Annotated in this window: 16 protein-coding genes; 5 read left to right on the top strand and 11 right to left on the bottom strand. The window is 71.7% G+C overall.

The features are described 5' to 3' along the window. Positions 1 to 25: 25 nt before the first annotated feature. Positions 26 to 1,609, bottom strand: a complete 1,584-nt coding sequence (locus ACZ6TD_RS35295) for an aldehyde dehydrogenase (NADP(+)) (protein WP_471344638.1) — start codon at positions 1,607 to 1,609, stop codon at positions 26 to 28. A gap of 86 nt (positions 1,610 to 1,695) precedes the next feature. Between ACZ6TD_RS35295 and ACZ6TD_RS35290 the strand changes: the two genes are divergently transcribed. From ACZ6TD_RS35290 to ACZ6TD_RS35270, 5 genes are all read left to right on the top strand, one after another. Continuing rightward, the gene (locus ACZ6TD_RS35290) at positions 1,696 to 2,466 is read left to right on the top strand and encodes an IclR family transcriptional regulator (RefSeq protein ID WP_020872266.1); all 771 of its coding nucleotides are present in this window, start codon (positions 1,696 to 1,698) and stop codon (positions 2,464 to 2,466) included. Positions 2,467 to 2,559: 93 nt separating this feature from the next. Continuing rightward, positions 2,560 to 3,594, top strand: coding sequence for a hypothetical protein (locus ACZ6TD_RS35285; RefSeq protein WP_471344637.1), 1,035 nt, complete (start codon positions 2,560 to 2,562; stop codon positions 3,592 to 3,594). Further along, positions 3,591 to 4,856: a sensor histidine kinase gene (locus ACZ6TD_RS35280; RefSeq protein ID WP_471344636.1), complete on the top strand. Its 1,266-nt coding sequence runs from the start codon at positions 3,591 to 3,593 to the stop codon at positions 4,854 to 4,856. Before ACZ6TD_RS35285 ends, ACZ6TD_RS35280 begins: the two co-directional genes overlap by 4 nt. A 47-nt stretch (positions 4,857 to 4,903) precedes the next feature. Further along, complete coding sequence (locus ACZ6TD_RS35275) at positions 4,904 to 5,533, top strand: response regulator (RefSeq protein ID WP_471358316.1); 630 nt, start codon at positions 4,904 to 4,906, stop codon at positions 5,531 to 5,533. 73 nt (positions 5,534 to 5,606) lie between these two features. Then, positions 5,607 to 6,587, top strand: a complete 981-nt coding sequence (locus ACZ6TD_RS35270; RefSeq protein WP_471344635.1) for an aldo/keto reductase — start codon at positions 5,607 to 5,609, stop codon at positions 6,585 to 6,587. Positions 6,588 to 6,635: 48 nt separating this feature from the next. On the opposite strand, the gene ACZ6TD_RS35265 is transcribed toward ACZ6TD_RS35270, so the two are convergent. The 10 genes from ACZ6TD_RS35265 to ACZ6TD_RS35220 form a co-directional block, all read right to left on the bottom strand. Continuing rightward, the gene (locus ACZ6TD_RS35265; protein WP_471344633.1) at positions 6,636 to 8,081 is read right to left on the bottom strand and encodes an NCS2 family permease; all 1,446 of its coding nucleotides are present in this window, start codon (positions 8,079 to 8,081) and stop codon (positions 6,636 to 6,638) included. Between the two features lie 94 nt (positions 8,082 to 8,175). Beyond that, the gene (locus ACZ6TD_RS35260; RefSeq protein WP_471344631.1) at positions 8,176 to 9,396 is read right to left on the bottom strand and encodes a right-handed parallel beta-helix repeat-containing protein; all 1,221 of its coding nucleotides are present in this window, start codon (positions 9,394 to 9,396) and stop codon (positions 8,176 to 8,178) included. Positions 9,397 to 9,609: 213 nt separating this feature from the next. Continuing rightward, positions 9,610 to 10,428, bottom strand: a complete 819-nt coding sequence (locus tag ACZ6TD_RS35255; RefSeq protein ID WP_471344629.1) for a polysaccharide deacetylase family protein — start codon at positions 10,426 to 10,428, stop codon at positions 9,610 to 9,612. A 193-nt stretch (positions 10,429 to 10,621) separates the two neighbouring features. Further along, positions 10,622 to 11,929 (bottom strand): pectate lyase family protein, encoded by a 1,308-nt coding sequence (locus ACZ6TD_RS35250; RefSeq protein ID WP_471344628.1) that lies wholly within the window; start codon positions 11,927 to 11,929, stop codon positions 10,622 to 10,624. A 145-nt stretch (positions 11,930 to 12,074) separates the two neighbouring features. Then, the gene (locus tag ACZ6TD_RS35245; RefSeq protein WP_471344627.1) at positions 12,075 to 12,896 is read right to left on the bottom strand and encodes a rhamnogalacturonan acetylesterase; all 822 of its coding nucleotides are present in this window, start codon (positions 12,894 to 12,896) and stop codon (positions 12,075 to 12,077) included. Between the two features lie 120 nt (positions 12,897 to 13,016). Continuing rightward, positions 13,017 to 14,366 carry an ABC transporter substrate-binding protein gene (locus ACZ6TD_RS35240; protein WP_471344626.1) on the bottom strand — a complete coding sequence of 450 codons (1,350 nt, stop codon included), beginning with the start codon at positions 14,364 to 14,366 and terminating at the stop codon, positions 13,017 to 13,019. A gap of 75 nt (positions 14,367 to 14,441) precedes the next feature. Beyond that, a complete protein-coding gene (locus tag ACZ6TD_RS35235) occupies positions 14,442 to 15,314 on the bottom strand; it encodes a DUF6807 domain-containing protein (RefSeq protein WP_471344625.1) in 873 nt (290 codons plus the stop codon). After that, positions 15,311 to 16,540 carry a Gfo/Idh/MocA family protein gene (locus ACZ6TD_RS35230; RefSeq protein ID WP_471344624.1) on the bottom strand — a complete coding sequence of 410 codons (1,230 nt, stop codon included), beginning with the start codon at positions 16,538 to 16,540 and terminating at the stop codon, positions 15,311 to 15,313. Before ACZ6TD_RS35230 ends, ACZ6TD_RS35235 begins: the two co-directional genes overlap by 4 nt. 68 nt (positions 16,541 to 16,608) lie before the next feature. Next, positions 16,609 to 17,508: a carbohydrate ABC transporter permease gene (locus ACZ6TD_RS35225; RefSeq protein WP_471344623.1), complete on the bottom strand. Its 900-nt coding sequence runs from the start codon at positions 17,506 to 17,508 to the stop codon at positions 16,609 to 16,611. Then, complete coding sequence (locus ACZ6TD_RS35220) at positions 17,505 to 18,431, bottom strand: carbohydrate ABC transporter permease (RefSeq protein WP_471344622.1); 927 nt, start codon at positions 18,429 to 18,431, stop codon at positions 17,505 to 17,507. Before ACZ6TD_RS35220 ends, ACZ6TD_RS35225 begins: the two co-directional genes overlap by 4 nt. Between the last annotated feature and the right edge of the window lie 98 nt (positions 18,432 to 18,529).

Here is an 18,529-nt window from a genome sequence, read left to right as displayed (position 1 = left end):
GCGGCCGATTCGCCGTTCCGGGGGGTCAGCCGCGCTGCTCCCGGACGCCGTTGATCCGCCGCGGCAGCTCCAGCGGGTTCTCGTCGCGCAGCTCCGGCGGCAGCAGGGCGGCCGGGGTGTCCTGGTACGCGACCGGCCGCAGCCAGCGCTCGATGGCGGTGCCGCCGACCGAGGTGGAGGTGGAGGTGGTGGCCGGGTAGGGGCCGCCGTGGTGCTGGGCCGGGGCGACCGCGACGCCGGTCGGCCAGCCGTTGACCAGGACCCGGCCGGCCAGCGGGGTGAGCTCGGCGATCAGCTCACCGGCCCGGCCCTCGGTGCCCTCGCCCTCGGCGGCGGAGAGGTGGACGGTGGCGGTGAGGTTGCCCGGGAGCCGGCCGAGCACCGCGCTGATCTCGTCGTCGCTCTCGTAGCGCGCCACAACGGTTACCGGGCCGAAGCACTCCTCCAGCAGCACATCGTGCGGGCCGCCCTCGGCGAGCCGCCGCGCCGGGACGGTCAGGAAGCCCGCGCTGACCGTGTGCTCACCGCCGGAGCCGGGGGTGACCGGAGCCTCCACGTCCGCCAGCTCGACGCGCTCCTTGATCCCGGCGACGAAGTTGTCCCGCATCCGGTGGTCGAGCAGGACCCCGGCGTCGGTGTTGCTGACCGCGTCGGTGAGGGACTTCAGGAGGCCGTCGCCCGCCGGGCCGGCCGGGGCCAGCACAAAGCCGGGCTTGGTGCAGAACTGACCGACGCCCAGCGTCATGGAGCCCGCGAGCCCCGCGCCGATCTGGTCGCCGCGCTCGGCGGCCGCGGCCTCGGTGACCACGACCGGGTTGAGGCTGCCCAGTTCGCCGTGGAAGGGGATCGGCACCGGCCGGGAGGCCGCCGCGTCGTGCAGGGCACGGCCGCCGCGGACCGAGCCGGTGAACCCGGCGGCCGCGATCAGCGGATGCTTGACCAGCTCAAGACCCGCGTCGAAGCCGTGCACCACGGCGATCACATCGGCGGGCACACCGACCCGCTCGGCGGCGCGGCGCAGTGCGGAGGCGGCCACCTCGGAGGTGGCGGGGTGGTCGGGGTGGGCCTTGACGACGACCGGGCAGCCCGCGGCGAGGGCGCTCGCGGTGTCCCCGCCGGGCACGGAGAAGGCGAGCGGGAAGTTGCTGGCGGCGTAGACGGCGACGACGCCGAGCGGCAGCTTGTAGCGGCGCAGATCGGGCCAGGGCGGGGTCTGGGTGGCGTCGGCGTGGTCGATGCGGACGTCGAGGAAGGCGCCCTCGTCCACGATGGTCGCGAACGACCGCAGCTGGTAGGTGGTGCGGGCGAGTTCGCCGGTGAGCCGGGCGGGGCCGAGTGCGGTCTCCGCGTCGGCGGCCTCGACCAGCTGGTCACGGGCCTCGTCGAGCAGATCGGCGGCGGTGCGCAGCAGGGCGGCGCGCACCGCACGGTCGGCCAGGGAGCCGCGGGCGGCGTGGGCCGCGCGCACCACGCGGTCGACCTCCTCCGCCGTGGCTTCGACCGCTACCTGCTCGCGCTGCTTTCCGGTTCGGGGGTCGACGCTCCACACTGGTGCTGACACCGCGGATTCCTCCTGCTGTGGTGTTACCGCTGCTTGCGTCCCACACATCGACGGTGTTCGATATGCTGAACGCTGTCCCGGGTGATGAATTTCCCCTGGGACTCTATGGCTGGTCGAACAGAGGGGTCAAGGCGATGTCAGCTGCCGAGACAGGCGGGGCCCAGGTCAAATCGGCGGTCCGCACGGTCGAACTGCTGGAGTTCTTCGCCGGGCGGCCCGGGATGCACAGCCTCGCCGCGGTCCAGGAGGCCGTGGGCTATCCCAAGTCGAGTCTCTACATGCTGCTGCGCACCCTGGTGGAGCTCGGCTGGGTGGAGACGGACGCCACCGGCACCCGCTACGGCATCGGGGTGCGCGCCCTCCTCGTCGGCACCTCCTACATCGACGGCGACGAGGTCGTGGCCGCCGCCCGCCCCACCCTGGACCGGCTCTCGGACGACACCACCGAGACCATCCACCTCGCCCGGCTCGACGGCACCAATGTCGTCTATCTCGCCACCCGGCAGTCGCAGCACTATCTGCGCCCCTTCACCCGCGTCGGCCGCCGGCTGCCCGCCCACTCCACCTCACTGGGCAAGGCGCTGCTGGCCACGTACTCCGACGAGCAGGTGCGCAAGCTGCTGCCGGAGACGCTGAGCCAGCTCACCGAGCACACCATCACCGACCGCGAGAAGCTGATCGAGGAGCTGCACCTCATCCGCGAGCAGGGGTACGCGGTGGACCGCGAGGAGAACACCCTGGGCCTGCGCTGCTTCGGCATCGCCATCCCGTACCGCACCCCCTCGCGCGACGCCATCAGCTGCTCGGTGCCGGTGGCCCGGCTCACCCCCACCCATGAGCAGATGATCAAGGACGCCCTGTTCGACGCCCGGGACCGGCTCACCCTCGCGACGCGCCGCCTCTGACCCACGGGAGGACGGCCCCCTCCGCCGCGCGGCGGAGGGGGATCGTCGGGCGGGGTGACGCGCGGCGCCCGCGGCGCCGGGAGGCTGGTGGCCATGACCCAGACCCTCCCCGGCACGCGTTCCGCCCCCGCCCGCGTCCCCGGTGACTCCGCCGCGCGGATCCTGCGGGCCGTCGCGATCCTCGCCTGTCTCCCCTACATCGGTCTCAAGGTCGCCTGGGTGGCGGGCAGTCACGTCGGCATCCCCGAGGGCAGCGAGCTGCGCGACCCGGGCCGGCAGACGCTGATGGCCGTCGTCAACGGCCTGTCGGTGCTCATGGACGCGGCCGTGGTCGTTCTCGCCCTGCTGCTCACCCGCCCCTGGGGGCTGCGGGCACCGGCCTGGCTGACGGCCCTGCCCGCATGGGCTGCCTGCGGTCTGCTCGCGCCCATCATGGCCGGATTCCCGGCCCAGTTGGCGGCCAGGGCGCTGGGCTTCGACGGCGGGGACGGGGGCCGGTCGTCCGGATCGGGCGGGACGTTCCTGGCCGAGTGGGTCTTCGGGATGGTCTACGGGGGGTTCATCGTGCAGGGGCTGGCCCTGGGCGGCCTGTTCGTGCTGTACGCGCGCCGCCGCTGGGGCCATCTGTGGCGCGGCCGGATCGCCGATCTGCCCGCCCAGGGGCCGGACCGTGCCCTCCGGCGCCCGGTCGCCGTCGTCATCGCCCTGCTCACCGCGGTGCCCGCCGCCGTCCATCTGCTGTGGGCCGCGGGCTCGGACACCGGGCTGAACCGGGAGCGGGCCGAGGACCGCGGCGGCGACTTCGCCGTCCTGGAGGGCGTGTACGTGCTGTTCGCGCTGGTCACCGTCGTCGGCGTGCTCATGGTCGCCTTCCGCGCCGGGCGCCCGGTGCGCCTCGCCCTGCCGCTGGGCCTGGCCTGGGTCGGCTCGGCGGCGCTGGCCTGCTGGGGCGGCTGGCTCCTGATGACCGGGCTGACCGCCCAGAGCGCCGCCAAGGAGCCGACCGCGCTGATGAATCTGACCTACGCTGTGCAGATGACCGTCGGATTGCTCGTCCTCACGGCCGGCGGGCGCTTCTTCCGCGAGCGCGGCTCCGCGGGCCGCGCGGCGGAACGCCCCGCCCGGTGACCGGGGCGTGGTGGCGGCGGGCGGTCCGTGCGGTGGTCGGCCGCCGGGCCCAGCTGCGCTGGGTCCATCTGGTGCTCGGCGGCGCCCTGCTGATGCCGTACTACCTGCTGACCGCCGTGGTCCTCGCGATGCTGGTCCGGGGCGCCGATCCCTTCACCTCGCTGCGCTGGCAGCTGGTCACCTTCGCCTCGGCCCTGCCGCTGGCCGCGCCGACCGCGCTCCTGCCGCTCGTACGCCCCCTGGAGGCCACCGCCGCGCGCTCGCTGTGCGGACTGCCGGAGTCCGCGGAACTCGCGGCCGGGCCCGCCGGGTCGTGGGACGCGCGCGCCCGCACATCGCTCTGGTACGGGCTGCACCTGGCCATCGGCGGGCTGGTCAGCGGGCTCTTCCTGTCCCTGCTGCCCGCCTCGGCGCTGCTGGTCGCGCTCCCGTTCACCGACGATGCGTACGCCGACGGCCTGGACTGGCCGCACGCCTTCGCCTCGGCCCCCGCCGCGCCGGCGCCCCTGGCCGGGGTGGCGCTGCTGGCCCTGCTCATGGGGACCGCCGCGGCCGCCGGGGCGCTGCTGGCCCGCTGTGCGCCCGCGCTGCTCGGCCCGGCCCCCGCCGAGCGGCTCGCCGCCGCCGAGCGGCGGGCCGCCCGGCTGGCCTCCCGCAACCGGCTCGCCCGCGAGCTGCACGACTCGGTCGGCCATGCGCTGAGCGCGGTGACCCTCCAGGCGAGCGCGGCCCGTAAGGTCCTCGACTCCGATCCGGACTTCGCCCGGGAGGCGCTGGCGGCCATCGAGGAGACCACCCGGGACGCGGTTGGCGAACTCGACAGCGTGCTGGGCCTGTTACGGGAAGGGGAGGATGCCCCGGCCCCCGCCCCCTCCCCCACCCTCATGGATCTGGACGGGCTGCTCGCCCGCACCCGGGCCGCGGGCGTCGCCGTGGAACTGACGGCCCCGGGCACGCTGGACCGGCTGCCGCCCGTGGTCTCCCGCGAGGCGTACCGCATCGTCCAGGAGGGGCTCAGCAACGCGCTGCGCCACGCGGGCCGGGTGCCGGTGCGGCTCCGGATCGCCGAGGACCGGAAGAAGGTGGAGATCACGATGGAGAACCCGGTGGACGGAACCACCCGGGCACGGACCGCCGGCGGCGGCCGCGGGCTGCGCGGTATCGCCGAGCGGGTCACCCTGCTGCGCGGCACCTGTGCCTGGGACACCGTGGACGGCGTCTGGCGGCTGACGGTCCGGCTCCCGGTGGAGGCCACCCGGTGAGCACCCCGCCGTCTCCCTTGCGCATCGTGCTCGTCGACGACGAGCGGATGGTGCGCACCGCGCTGCGCGCGATCCTCTCCAGCGAGCCGGACCTGGAGGTCGTGGGCGAGGCCGGAAGCGGCGCCGAGGCCGTGCCGGTGGTCCGTGAACTGCGCCCGGACGTGGTGCTGATGGACGTCCGGATGCCCGATGTGGACGGCATCCGCGCCACCGAGCGGATCCTGGGCACCGTGCCGGACCCGCCGCGCGTCATCGTGGTGACGACGTTCGAGAACGACGCTTATGTGTACGACGCGCTGCGCGCCGGGGCCAGCGGCTTCCTGCTCAAGCGGGCCCGCGCGGCGGAGCTGGTGGACGCGGTGCGGGTGGTGGCGCGCAGCGATTCGCTGCTGTTCCCGGCCGCGGTGCGGGCGCTGGCCGCCGAGCACGCCGCCGCCCGCGGCCCGGACCGCGAGGCGACGGCGCGGGCGCTGCGCGACCGGCTCTCCGAGCGGGAGGCCGTGGTGCTGCGGCTGATGACCGACGGGCTGTCCAACTCCGAGATCGCGGCCCGGATGGCGGTGGGCCCGGCGACCGTCAAGACGCATGTGGGGGCGGTGCTCACCAAGCTGGGGGTGCGGGACCGCACCCAGGCGGTGATCGCCGCGTACGAGAGCGGTTTCGTCACACCGGGCTGACATCGGGCGGCCGGGGTGGTCTGCTGTGACGGGTCGGCGGCCGAACGGGCGGACGAGCAGGAGGAGCAGAGGCATGGAGTACGTACGGCTGGGCGCGTCGGGCGTCAAGGTGTCGCGGATCTGCCTGGGCATGATGAGCTACGGCAGCCCCGAGCACCGGCCCTGGCAACTGGACATCGACGACGCGCGGCCGATCGTGCGGCGCGCGGCCGAGGAGGGGGTGACCTTCTTCGACACCGCCGACATGTACTCGGTGGGCCGCAGCGAGGAGATCACCGGTGAGCTGCTGCGGGAGCTCTTCCCCAGCCGCGACGACTACGTCCTGGCCACGAAGGTCTACCACCCGATGGGCGAGGGCCCCAACGACCGCGGTCTGTCCCGCAAGCACATCATGGCGGGCATCGACGCCTCGCTGCGGCGGCTGGGCACCGACCACGTGGACCTCTACCAGATCCACCGCTTCGACCACGAGACGCCGCTCGAGGAGACGATGGAGGCGCTGCACGATGTGGTGCGGGCCGGAAAGGCCCGGTACATCGGCGCGTCCTCCATGTACGCCTGGCAGTTCGCCAAGGCCCAGCACATCGCCGAGGCGCACGGCTGGACCCGGTTCGTCTCGATGCAGAACCACTACAACCTGCTCTACCGCGAGGAGGAGCGGGAGATGAACCCGCTCTGCCTGGACCAGGGCGTGGGCGTCATCCCCTGGAGCCCGCTGGCGCGCGGGCTGCTGGCGGGCACCCGCGACCGGGACCGCACCGGGCAGACGGTCCGGGCGGGCAACGATCCGCTGGTGGAGAGGTGGTACGCGGACGCGGACTTCTCCATCGTGGACGCCACCCGCGCGATCGCCGAGGAGCGCGGGGTGTCCCCCGCCCAGGTCGCGCTGGCCTGGCTGCTCAGCAGGCCCGCGGTCACCGCGCCGATCGTCGGCGCCACGAAGACCCGCCACCTGGAGGACGCGGTCGCGGCGGTCGGGCTGACGCTCGACGAGAAGGAGGTGGCCCGCCTGGAGGCCCCCTACCGCCCGCGCCCCATCATGGGCCACAGCTGACGGGGCGGGGCGGCTTCCGGGGCGGCTCCAGGGCGGAACCGCCGCGGCTCAGGTGAGCAGTTGCTCGAGGGGGTCGATCGCGAAGTAGACCACGAACAGCGCGGCCGTCCCCCACAGCAGCCAGTGCACCTCCCGCGCCTTGCCCAGCACCGTCTTGATCACCACATAGGAGATGAACCCGGCGCCGATCCCGTTGCTGATGGAGTAGCTGAACGGCATCAGCGCGATGGTGAGGAACGCCGGGACGGCGATGTCGACGCGCTCCCAGTCGATGGACCGCACCTGGCTCATCAGCAGGAAGCCGACCGCGATCAGCGCCGGGGCGGCGGCCTGGGCGGGCACCACGGTGGCCAGCGGGGTCAGGAAGAGCGCGAGCCCGAACAGTGCTCCGGTGACCACGCTGGCGAAGCCGGTGCGCGCGCCCTCACCGACCCCGGCCGCGGACTCGATGTAGCTGGTGTTGGACGAGGCGGACGCGGCGCCGCCGAGTGCGGCCGCCGCACCGTCGATGAGCAGCACCCGCCCCAGCCCCGGCACCCTGCCCTCGGCGTCCAGCAGCCCGGCCTCGTTGGTCACCCCGACGACCGTGCCCATGGTGTCGAAGAAGTCGGACAGGATGAGGGTGAAGATCAGCAGGACGATGGTGACCACACCGACCTGCTGGAACGCCCCGAAGAGGCTGAAGGAGCCGAGCAGCCCGAAGTCCGGGGTGTCGACGACGCTGTCGGGGAGGGCGGGCACGGTCAGCCCCCATGCCTCCGGCCGGATGTCGGCGATCTCGTTGATGACGATCGCGAGCACGGTCGAGACGACGATGCTGATGAGCAGCGCGCCCTTGGCCTTGCGCGCCATCAGCGCGACGGTCAGCAGCACCCCCACGCAGAAGACCAGCACCGGCCAGCCGGTGAGCCGCCCGTCCGAGCCGAGTTGCACGGGCGTGGCGCCGGTGGGGCCCGGGATGCGGGAGACGAACCCGGCGTCGATGAAGCCGATGAAGGCGATGAACAGCCCGATCCCCACGCTGATGGCCTGCTTCAGCGGCTGCGGGATGGCGTGCATCACCGCCTCGCGCAGCCCGGTCACCACCAGCGCGCAGATGATCAGGCCCTCCAGCACCACCAGACCCATGGCATCGGGCCAGCTCATCTGCGGGGCGATCTGGAAGGCGACGACCGCGTTGAGCCCGAGGCCCGCGGCGAGGGCGAGCGGCAGATTGCCGCCGATGCCCATGAGGACGGTCATCACGGCGGCCACCAGGGCGGTGGCGGTGGCGAGTTGGGTACCGGAGAGCTGCTCGCCGAACTTGTCCTTCGCCCCGCCCAGGATGATCGGGTTCAGGACGAGGATGTACGCCATCGTGAAGAAGGTGGCGAGCCCGCCCCGGACCTCCCGGCCGAGGGTCGAGCCGCGCTCGGATATTCGGAAGTAGCGGTCGAGCAGGGGGAGTCCGGGCCCTGGTGGGGCCGGGGCCTTGTCCGTGATCTGTCTCGCCATGGTCGCGCTCCTCGGGGGACGGCGGGCGGGTCGGCGGCGTGCCGGATCAGGGGATTGTGCCCGCCAGGAGCGCGATACAGGTTTTCCCGGGGTTTCAGTTCATCGGCGAACCGATCTCGGTGCGGTCCATGACCACGAGGAAGCCGGTGAGCGGCAGCGAGCCGTTCGGCCGCCGGGGGCCGAAGGCCGTGGTGGGGTCGGTGGTGACCAGCGGCGGGGTGGCCCGGCCACCCGGCGCCCAGTTGTTGTCGCGGGAGACGGCGAGGAGGCCGGTGTCGGCGCTGCCGCGGCCGTTGGAGAGCGCGAGGTTGCGGGTCAGCCGGGCGTGGGAACCGGCGACGGCGTAGCCCTTGCCCCAGTTGTCGAAGGAGGTGGTGCGCTGGAGCCGGAGGGCTCCGGTGTTGCCGCCCGCGTCGAAGCCGCTCTTGGTGTTGGCCCAGGCGGCGGAGGACCGTACGACATGGGCGGGCGTGGGGGCGTCGCGGCGGTCGGCGCCGAGCTGGAAGCCGCTGCCGTCGCCCTTGAAGTAGGGGATGTGCCAGCGGTTCCGGCCGTTTCCGAAGGCCCAGGAGTGCTCGATGGTGACGGGGTCGGCCCACATCCACAGGTCGAGGCCGTCGTCGCTGTTGTGGAACAGCCGGGACCCGGTGACCACATTGCCGGTGCCGGAGCCGTGGGTGATGGCTATGCCGTCGGCTCGCTGGCCGCCGGTGGCGTCGTCGTGGTTGGCGTAGGAGTCCAGGTTCCGGATGACGTTGCCGTTGGTGTCGTCGCCGCGGAGGGTGAGCCCGGTGTCGCCGTTGCCGTGGGTGCTGAGGTTCTGGAAGACGTTGCGCGCGCAGGAGGTGCAGACCAGGCCGCCGCCCGGGGCGTTGCGCAGTTCGATCCCCGAGACCGTCCAGTAGTCGGCGTTGAGGGAGACCAGCGAGGAGCCCTCGCCCAGCCGGGAGCCGTCGAGCCGGACCTTCTCCGCCCGGTACGACCGCAGTCGGACGCGCTCGCGGGGGGTGCCGCTGACGGAGCTGCGCAGGGTCCTGGAGGGGTAGTACGTGCCGCCGCGGACCTCGATGGTGGTGCCCGCCTTGGCGGTGGAGAACGCCTTCTCCAGGCTTCGGTAGGGGGACTTGAGGGTGCCGGTGTTGCCGTCGCTGCCGTTGGTGGCCACGTACAGGGTGGTGGGCACGGCGCTCGCGCCCTCCGGCGAAGCCGTCAGATACACCCCGGCCACGGCCGACGCCACGATCACGGCGCTGCCCAACGGCAGCGTGCGGTCCTTGCGACGGCGGTGACGGCCCCGTTTGCGTCTCAGCCCCATGGCAACTCCTGTTCCGCGTCGAGAGAACGGGCCGGAGGATCCGGGCCGGCCCGCTCCATGTCGTAGTTGCCGCCAGTCCAGATTAGGTTGCCGGGCTCCCGAGGATTCTTAGATTACGAAATCCCGATCGCATCGCGATAGCTTGCGACAACTCTTGATCATTTTGTGGCCGAGGATGTTCGAACGCGACGGAGATGGTGTCGGTCTGTTGCCTCATGGGCGATATACCTTGCCCGGTTCCGCGACGGCCGGGGCCATCAGCTGGGAGACCGTCACCACCGTGTAGCCCTCCTTCTTCAGCTTCGCCAGGATGCCCGGCACCGCCGGCACCGTGCCCTTGTAGATGTCGTGCAGCAGGATGATCCCGTCGCGCTTCGTCTGGTCCAGCACCCGCTTCTCGATCAGCGCGGAGTCGTTCGTCTGGTAGTCCTTCGCCGTCACGCTCCACAGCACCTGCGCCACACCCAGCTCCCGGCAGATCTTGGAGACCCGCTCGTCCGTACGCCCCTGCGGCGGGCGCATCAGCAGCGGCGTACGGCCGGTGAGCTTCTTGACGGCGGTCTGGACGCGGGTGATCTCCGTGCGGACCTCATCGGAGTCGGTCTTGGTCAGGATCTTGTGCGACCAGGTGTGGTTGGCCAGTTCATGCCCCTCGTCCGCGATACGGCGCACCAGGTCCGGGTGACGGTCGATGTGCTTCCTGCCGAGCATGAAGAAGGTCGCGTGGGCCTTCTCGCGCTTGAGGATCTCCAGCAGCCGGGGGGTGTTCTCGCTGGGGCCCGCGTCGAAGGTGAGGGCGACGCATTTGGCGACGGCGCAGTCGACCGAGCCGTTCGCCCCGTCGCCCTTCTTGAGCACGTCCGGCTTGGAGGCGGCTGGTGTCGAGCCGTCTGCGTCCGACGCCGCGTGCTCCCGGGCGCTGCGCGGTGAGGTGGTGTCGTACGACGCCCCACACCCGCTGAGGCCCAGCGTCAGACAGACGGCACCGACGAGACTGACGCACAGCCCGGATATTCGACCTTTTCGCCCCATTGATGTCACCGAAGTCCTCTTGTGGCCAATACTGGTCGCGATGCCGCCAACGCCTACCTAAATACGTAAAGTTGGTGGCACGCAGTGAGAGCACTATACACAGCACGTATACATAGAGTTCATAGTCGGACGGGAAAGAGAGGCCGGGCGGGGCCAGTAACGCCCGGCCTCCCTGCTCGGGGGTGGCGGGCCGTCAGGGCCGACGGCCCGCGCCCGCGCCCCCGTCCACGACACCGGGCACCGCGCGCGGCGCGTCGACCCGAGGGCGCAGCGTCGGCGTCCAGCCCGCGTCATCGCCCAACGGCTCCCCGGGGACGCCCGCGTTGTGGAGGGCGAGGAGGTCGGCCGGGCGACCGCCGAGGACGTTGTTCCGCGCGGTCAGCGCCGTGCCGTTCCACTTCTTGATGATCTTCGCGGGGTCGACGGAGGAGGGCGTCGTGAAGGCGTTGGCCTCGGCGACGAGCTGGGACTCGACGCCCACGCCCCAGCTGTAGACATATCCGCTCTTCGGCGCGACGAAGTGGTTGTTGTAGACGTCCACCTTGCCGAACCGCACCCGCGGCGCTCGCTCCACGATGTTCTTGAACAGGTTGTGGTGGAGGGTGACCCGGAGCCTGCCGCGGTCCGTCGCGCCCGCGCCGTCGCTGTTGCCGATCATCAGCGTCTTGTCGTGGTCGGCGAAGACGTTCCAGGACGCGGTGACGAGATCGGCGCCGCGCACCACGTCCAGCTCACCGTCGTGCTGCTGGTAGAGCCGGCCGTAGTAGCTGGGCTGGGCGCTGTCGGGGCGGCGGCCGTCGGTGAAGGTGTTGTGGTCGATCCAGACGTGGGTGGAGCCGTACACCACCAGGTTGTCGTACTCGGAGTTCCAGTTGCCGTCGTCGCCGTCGGTCGGATCCCAGGCGGGGAAGCAGTCGAAGGCGTCCTCGAAGGTGAGATCGCGGACGATGACGTTGTCCGCGCCCCGGACCTGGAGGCCGGCGCCCAGGAGCCGGGCGGAGCGGCCGAGGCCCACGATGGTGGTGTTGGAGCCCACCGTCAGCTCGACCCGTTCGGCCTGCCGGGCGGCGGAGGCGGCGCGGGCGTCCTCCTGGGGGCCGGACGGCTCGGCCTTGCCCCAGGTCGCCGGGTCGTAGGCGGTGAGATAGGCGTCCAGGGAGTAGCCGTCGGTCGCGTAGTCCGCGCAGGACAACGGCCTTCCGGTGGCGTCGGTGTTGGCGTCGATCGTGCCCTTGACGTAGATGATCTTCGGCGTGGGATCGGCGTCGTTCAGCGCCTCGGCCAGTTCCGCCCGGTTGGTGACCGTGAAGGTGTGCGCCCGGTCGGCCCTGGCGCCGCCGGTCGTACCGCCGTCGGCGGACGCCCAGCCGTCGCCCGCGGGGAGGGCGGTACGGACGAGGGCCGACGGCGCATGCGCCGAGGCGGGAGCGGTGGCCAACGCGCCGAGGGCGAACGCGGCACAGCCGAGCACGGTGGCGACGCGGGCATGGCTTCTGGGCATGACGGCTCCTGTGGGCGAAGAGACAAAGCGACAAAGGGAGGGCGGTGAACCGGGAGGTGCCGGGCGATCCAGGGGGGAACCGGGGGTTGCCGGGCGATCCAGGGGGTGAACCGGGTGGTCGGGCGGCCGGCCGGTGATCCAGGAGCTACCAGGTGATCGAGCTGTCCGGAATCGCTTCGTCCAGACGCCGGACGTCGCGCGGGCCCAGCACCCGCTCCTCCCGCAGTCCGCGGGCGACGAGGCGGGCGACCTCGATCGCGCCGTGCGGCTGGAAGTGGGTGTTGTCCGCCAGCCCGTCAGGATGGTTGGGCCACTCCCCCGGGCCGAGCCAGTCGAAGTAGTCCTTGGTGGCCTCGGGCCCGAGCCGCTGCCACAGCGCGATGCTGGTGGCCTGGACATCGATCAGGGGCACCCGCTCGGTGCGGGCGAGCCGCCGTACGGCGTCGGGGTAGGCACCGTGGGTGGGCTGGGCGGTGCCCGCCGCGTCGAAGCGGCGGCGCTCGACGGAGGTCAGCAGGACCGGATGGGCGCCGCGGTCGCGCGCCCCCTGGAGATAGCTCCGCAGATACTCCGGATAGGTGGTCCGCGGATCGGTGCCGCGCGCCGGGTCCTCGGTCTTCTCGTCGTTGTGGCCGAACTGCACGAGGAGAAGATCGCCGGGGCGGATGGCGGCCAGGATGGGGGTGAGCAGGCCCTCGTCGTAGAAGCTCTTGGAACTGCGGCCGTTGACGGCGTGGTTGGCCACCGCGAACCGGTCGTCCCGCAGGAAGACCGGCAGGGCCATCCCCCAGCCGGTCTCGGGGGCGGCCGAGGGGAGCTTGGTCGCGGCGGTGGAGTCGCCCGCGATGTAGACGGTCGTACGGCGGCCGGGACGGGGACGGCGACGTGCCTCGGCCGTGCCGGTGGCGGCGAAGGTGAGGGGCAGCGCGGCGAGGGAAGCGGCCGCGTGTCTGCGGGTCAGGGACACGGCGAGATGCCTTTCGTCCGGGGAGCGGGGCGTGACGGGTGCCGGGACGGCCGCCGCTGTGGCGCGGCCGCCCCGATGCGCGCGGCTCGTACGGCTGTCCAGCCATGGCGGCCGGTCCGGCTAGCCCTGGTGCTTCTTCCAGTCCGCCTGTGCCGCGTTGAGTTCCTTCGCGACCTTGTCGCAGAACGCCTTGGCGGTCATCCGGCCGAGCAGCACCTTCTGGAAGCTGGGCTCGTTGTCGGCCTTGCTGATGTTGTTCCAGTCCGGGAGGTAGTACGGGAGCTGGACGACCTTGGTCCGCGGATCGTTGAGCGACTCCAGCGCGGCCTTGGTCGGCGGGGCCTTCGCGATCCAGTCGTCGTCCGCGGCGCCGACGTTGGCGGGGATCGCGCCGACGTCCTCGTTCCAGAGGCTGTTCATCTCCGGGGAGGCCGCGAACTCGATGAACTTCCAGGCCGCCGCCTTGTTCTTGCTCGCCTTGAACAGCCCGAGGCCGTCGACCGGGTTGGAGACGATGGTGCGCGCCGCGCCCTGCCGGGACGGCGGCAGCGGTATGCCCGCGATCTTGTCCTTGCCGAGCAGCCGTACGTGGTCCACATAGCTGCCGAGGTTGTGCTGGAGCATCCCGATGTCGCCCTGGTCGAACTGGGCGACCATCTTGGCGAAGTCGTTGTTGAGGTCCGCGGCGGGGGTGACCTTCTTGAAGAGGGCGATGTACTTCTCGAGCGCCGCGACGTTCCTCGGGTCGTTGAGGGTGGTCTTGTCCCCGCCCTCGCCGCTCCAGAAGGACGGGATGCCGGACTGGGCGTACATCATGTCCAGCGCCTGGGCGATCGAGCCCGCGCCGCCGCGCAGGGTGAAGCCGAACCTGTTCCGGCCCTTGTCGGTCAGCTCGTCGGCGGCCTTGTAGAAGTTCTCCCAGCTGTCGGGCGCGGGCAGCTTCGCCGCCTTGAAGAGGTCGGTGCGGTACCAGAGGGTGCCCTGGTTGGCGGAGGTCGGGACGGAGTACAGCTCCTTGTCGTCACCTCCGGCCGCGCGGACGCTCTCGACCATGTTCTTGATCAGCTTGCCCTTGAGGGCGCTGTCGCCGATGCGGTCGGTCACGGGGTCGAGGGCGCCCTGGGCGACCAGATTGGCCAGGTACGCGGTGCCCACGCCGCCGACGTCGGGCAGGCTGTCGCCGCCGCTCTGGATGGCGGTGTCGTACTTCGACTGCACGTTGGCGATCGGGATCGGGACGTACTTGACCGTGATGTCGGGGTACTTGTCCTCGAACTTGGCGATGATCTGCTTCCAGATCTTGGTGCGGGGGCCGCCGTTGTTGTCCCAGAAGGTGATGGTGCCCTTACCGGAGCCTTCCTCGCCGGTGGTCGAGCCGTCGTCACCGCAGGCGGTGGCTGTCAGGGCGAGGGTCAGGACCGCGGCCAGGGCGGCCGCGGTGCGGGTCGCTCTGCGGCGCGTTGGTTTCATGGTTCGTCTCCTTGTGGGTTCATTTGCGAGTAGTGGTCACTTGGGGTCGCGCCGTCTTGGCTGAGGGCAGTGGCCTCATACGGCCGCGCCCTTGTCGGAGAGGTGGCCTGCCAGGCGGGCCGCGGCGGGCTGGGTGAGGCGGGTGTCGGCTGTCGCGGTGACGATGCGGCGGGTGATCGTGTCGGCGGGGGCTATGGGCAGGGGGCGCCGCCAGGTGAGGGCCGAGCCGACGCCCGGGTGGTCGCCGGTGCCGACCCACCACGGGTCGGCCCGGGTGTCGCCGGTCGCGCCGACGAAGACCAGGGTCCAGTCGTCGGTGGCCAGCGCCAGCCAGTCCGCGGGCCGTCCGTGCACCGCCGCCTCGCCCTCGCCGTCGGCGCTGAAGACCCGCGCGGGCTCGGGGCGCCGGGGGACGCGCCAGAAGAAGCCGCCCGCGTGGCCCGCCCCGCCGAGGGCGATCTCCTCGCCCGTCACATTGGTGAGGGCGGAGGTGAAGTCCAGCGCCCAGCACTCCGTTCCGAGGGCCCGTACGGCCACCGTGCGCCGTTCCAGCAGCAGCTGCCGCCCGCCGGCCGTCCACGACAGCTCTTCCACGAACCCGTCGGGGTCGCGCAGCAGCCAGCTCAGGTGGCGCTGGCTGCCCTGGTGGTCCCGTCGGCCCGGGCCGCCCCGGAAGTTCCATCCGGCCACCTCCGGGATGGCCATCGACACCCCCAGGTGGGCCGGGTCCTCGGCGGGCCGCAGCCCGGTGACGGTGACACCGCCGAGGGTGCGCACGGGATGCAGATACGGGCGCGGCGCGACCGTGCCCGGCAGTTCGGGGCGGTGCACATATGTCCCGACGACCCGGTGCTCATGGCGCAGCAGGGTGCACGGGGGACGGCGGGTGAGGGAGGGAGTCAGCGGGTTGGAGGCGGTCAGGGGGTCCGAGGGGGTCAGGGATGTCATGGGTGCGGGACCTCCGTGGGGGGAGCGGCCCAGGGGGCGCGTAGTTCGGAGTACAGGGCGAGGCGCTCGGCGCCGGCGGTGACCAGTCGGTCGATGCCGGTCACCACGCGCCGCTTGGCCGCTCGCGCGGTGACGTCCGCACCGGGCTCGGTGCGCCAGGCGTCGGCGGGCAGCGGGACCGGTGCGGGGGCGGTGCGGACCGCCTCGACGACGCGCATGAAGGCGCCGGTGCGGTCCGGGGGAACGAGCAGTTCGGTGCCGTCGCGGAGATGCGCGACGAGGTTGTCCAGCAGATCGGTGCGCGCGTGGTCGGTGGTCTCGGGTGGCGCTCCGTCGCGTTCGACACGGACCCGGTCCAGCTTGTACCAGAAGGTGATCCGGCCCCGGTCGCCGTGGACGACCACATACGGCTCACCGGGCTCCTCCGCGCACAGGGTGACGGCGGCGGCCACGGTGGTGCCGCGGGTGGTGCGGATCCGTACGCAGGAGGTGTCGTCGGCCTCGATGGCGTTGGCCCGGTACAGCTCCAGCTCGATACCGGCCACGTCCTCGGCCCGGCCGGCGTCGGCGAGGTGCAGGGCGGTGGCGATGGCGTGGGCGAGGGGGTTGGTGAGGACGCCGTCCACGACGTCGCGGCCGTCGAGGGCGCGGTGTCCGGCCCAGGGGGCGCGGGTGTAGTAGTCCTCGCCGCGGGCCCATGCCCCGGCCGCGCCGATGCCGCGGATCGCCCCTATGCGGCCGTCGGCGACGAGCTTCCGGATGGCGGGCAGGGCATGGGAGCCGAGCGACTGGAAGCCGATCTGGCAGGCGGTTCCGTATCCGCGCAGCCCTTCGCTCATCCGGGTGAACTCGGCGTACGAGGGCGTGGGCGGCTTCTCCAGCAGAAGGTGCGCACCGCGCTCGGCGGCGGTGAGGGCGAGGTCGGCGTGGGTGTGGATCGGGGTGCAGATGACGGCGATCCGGGCGCCGGTGCGGGTCATGAGCGCGGCGAGGTCGGCGGACTGCTCGGGCTCGCCGAGCCCGTCGCCCAGTTCCTCCCGGGTGAGCGGCGCGAGTTCGCACACCCCGGCGAGGCGCACCTTTCCCTCGGCGGTCAGCCGCCGGATGTTGTCCAGATGCCAGCGCCCGTGCCCGCGGGCGCCCGCGAGGACGACCGGTATCGGCTCCCACGGTTCCCGCGGTTCCCGCCGCTCCCTCAGTTCCTTCGGTTCCGGGGCCGTGCCCATGCTCGGACCTCCTTGTCCGGCTCGTTTCGCGCATGCTCGTTCCGACGACCCAACGGGTCAGGTTTCGGTCAGCCCTTGACCGCCCCCGCGCTGAAGCCGGTGATCAGCCACTTCTGGATGAAGGCGAAGACGATGACCACGGGCACCGCGGCGATCACCCCGCCCGCCGCGAGCGCGCCCAGGTCGACGCTGTCCGCCCCGATGAGGGTGTTGAGGCCCACCGGGATCGTCTGCTTGTCCTGGGAGCTGAGGAACATCAGCGCGAACAGGAAGTGGTTCCAGCTGTGCACGAAGGCGAAGGAGCCGACCGCGATCAGCCCGGGGCGCAGCAGCGGCAGCACCACCGCGCAGAAGGCCCGGAAGCGGCCGCAGCCGTCGACCCACGCCTGCTCCTCGAGCGACACCGGCACGTTCTTGATGAAGCCGCTGATGAGGATGATCGACAGGGGCAGTTGGAAGACCGTCTCCGCGATGACCACGCTCCCCAGCGAGTTGATCATCTGCAGGTTCTTGAAGATCTCGAAGAGCGGCACCAGCATCAGCGCGCCCGGGATGAACTGCGAGGCCAGCAGCGCCAGCATGAAGCCCTTTTTGATCCGGAACTCGAAGCGGGCCAGGGCATAGCCCCCGGCCAGCGCGACCGCCGTCGTCATCACCAGTGAGGCGACGCCGACGATCATGCTGTTCTGGAAGAAGATCCCGAAGCTGCGCTCGTTCCAGACCTTCTGGAAGTGCTCACCGGTGATCGGCCAGGGGACCAGCGCGTTCGAGCCCGCGGGGCGCAGCGCGAACAGCAGCATCCAATAGAAGGGGACGAGGGTGAACAGCAGGTACAGGCCCAGCGGCAGATAGATCTGCCAGCGCGGTACGCCCTGGTCGGACCCGCGCCGGCGCTTCCCGCGGGCGGTGGGCGGCGGGGCGGCCGCGGCGGCGGGCAGGGTGCCCTGTTCGGCGAGTGCGGCGGTCACTTGGTCTCGCCTCCGAACTTGCTCAGGCGCAGATAGAGGATCGAGCAGAAGAGGAGGATCACGAAGGCGACGGTGGTCAGCGCGGAGGCGTAGCCGAAGTCATGGCCGTTGATCCCGGTGTTGGCGACGTACAGCGGGAGGGTGGTGGTCTGCCCGGCCGGTCCGCCGCCGGTGAGGGTGTAGAGCAGATCGACGTTGTTGAACTCCCAGACGCCGCGCAGCAGCGTGGAGAGGATGATCGCGTCCTTCAGATGCGGCAGGGTGATGTGGAGGAACCGCCGCGCCCGGCCCGCGCCGTCGACCGAGGCCGCCTCGTAGAGGTCCCTGGGGATGGACTGGAGGTCGGCGAGGAGGAGGATCGCGAAGAACGGGACGCCGCGCCAGAGTTCGGCGACGACGGCGGCCCAGAAGACGGTCCCGGTGTCCGAGAGCACCGAGGTGCCGTAGGTGCCTACTCCCGCGTCCGCGAGATAGCGGCTGATGCCGGTGGAGGGGTTGTAGAGCAGCATCCAGATGGTGGTGGTCAGCACCCCGGACACGGCCCAGGGCGAGAAGACCAGGGCGCGGGCGAGGCCGCGGCCGAGGAAGGTCTGGTTCACCAGCAGGGCGAGCGCGAGGCCGAGCAGGAGTTGCGCCAGCACCTCGGTGACGACCCATTTGCCGCTGAAGACGAGCGTGTCCCAGAACTGCGGGTCGTCGGTGAAGATCCGGGTGAAGTTGTCCAGGCCCGCGTAGCCGTTCCGCCAGGGCTTGGTGACGTTGTAGTTCCGCAGGCTGTAGTACAGGACGCTGAGCATCGGATAGGCGATGAAGCCCAGCATCAGCAGCCCGGCGGGGGCGATCAGCAGATACGGGAGGCGGCGGGCCGGTCCTCCCGTACGGCGCCGGGTGACCCGGGGTGGTTTCGCCACGGCGTGGGCCATGACTGCTTCTCCGTTCTCAACAGGTGCGCGGGCGGACGGTCTCGGAGGGGGCAGGGTCTGGTGAAGCGCTTCCGTGAAGCGCTTACCGAATGTCGTTC

Source organism: Streptomyces yongxingensis, from assembly GCF_055597465.1.
This window is presented reverse-complemented; position numbering and strand designations above follow the sequence as displayed.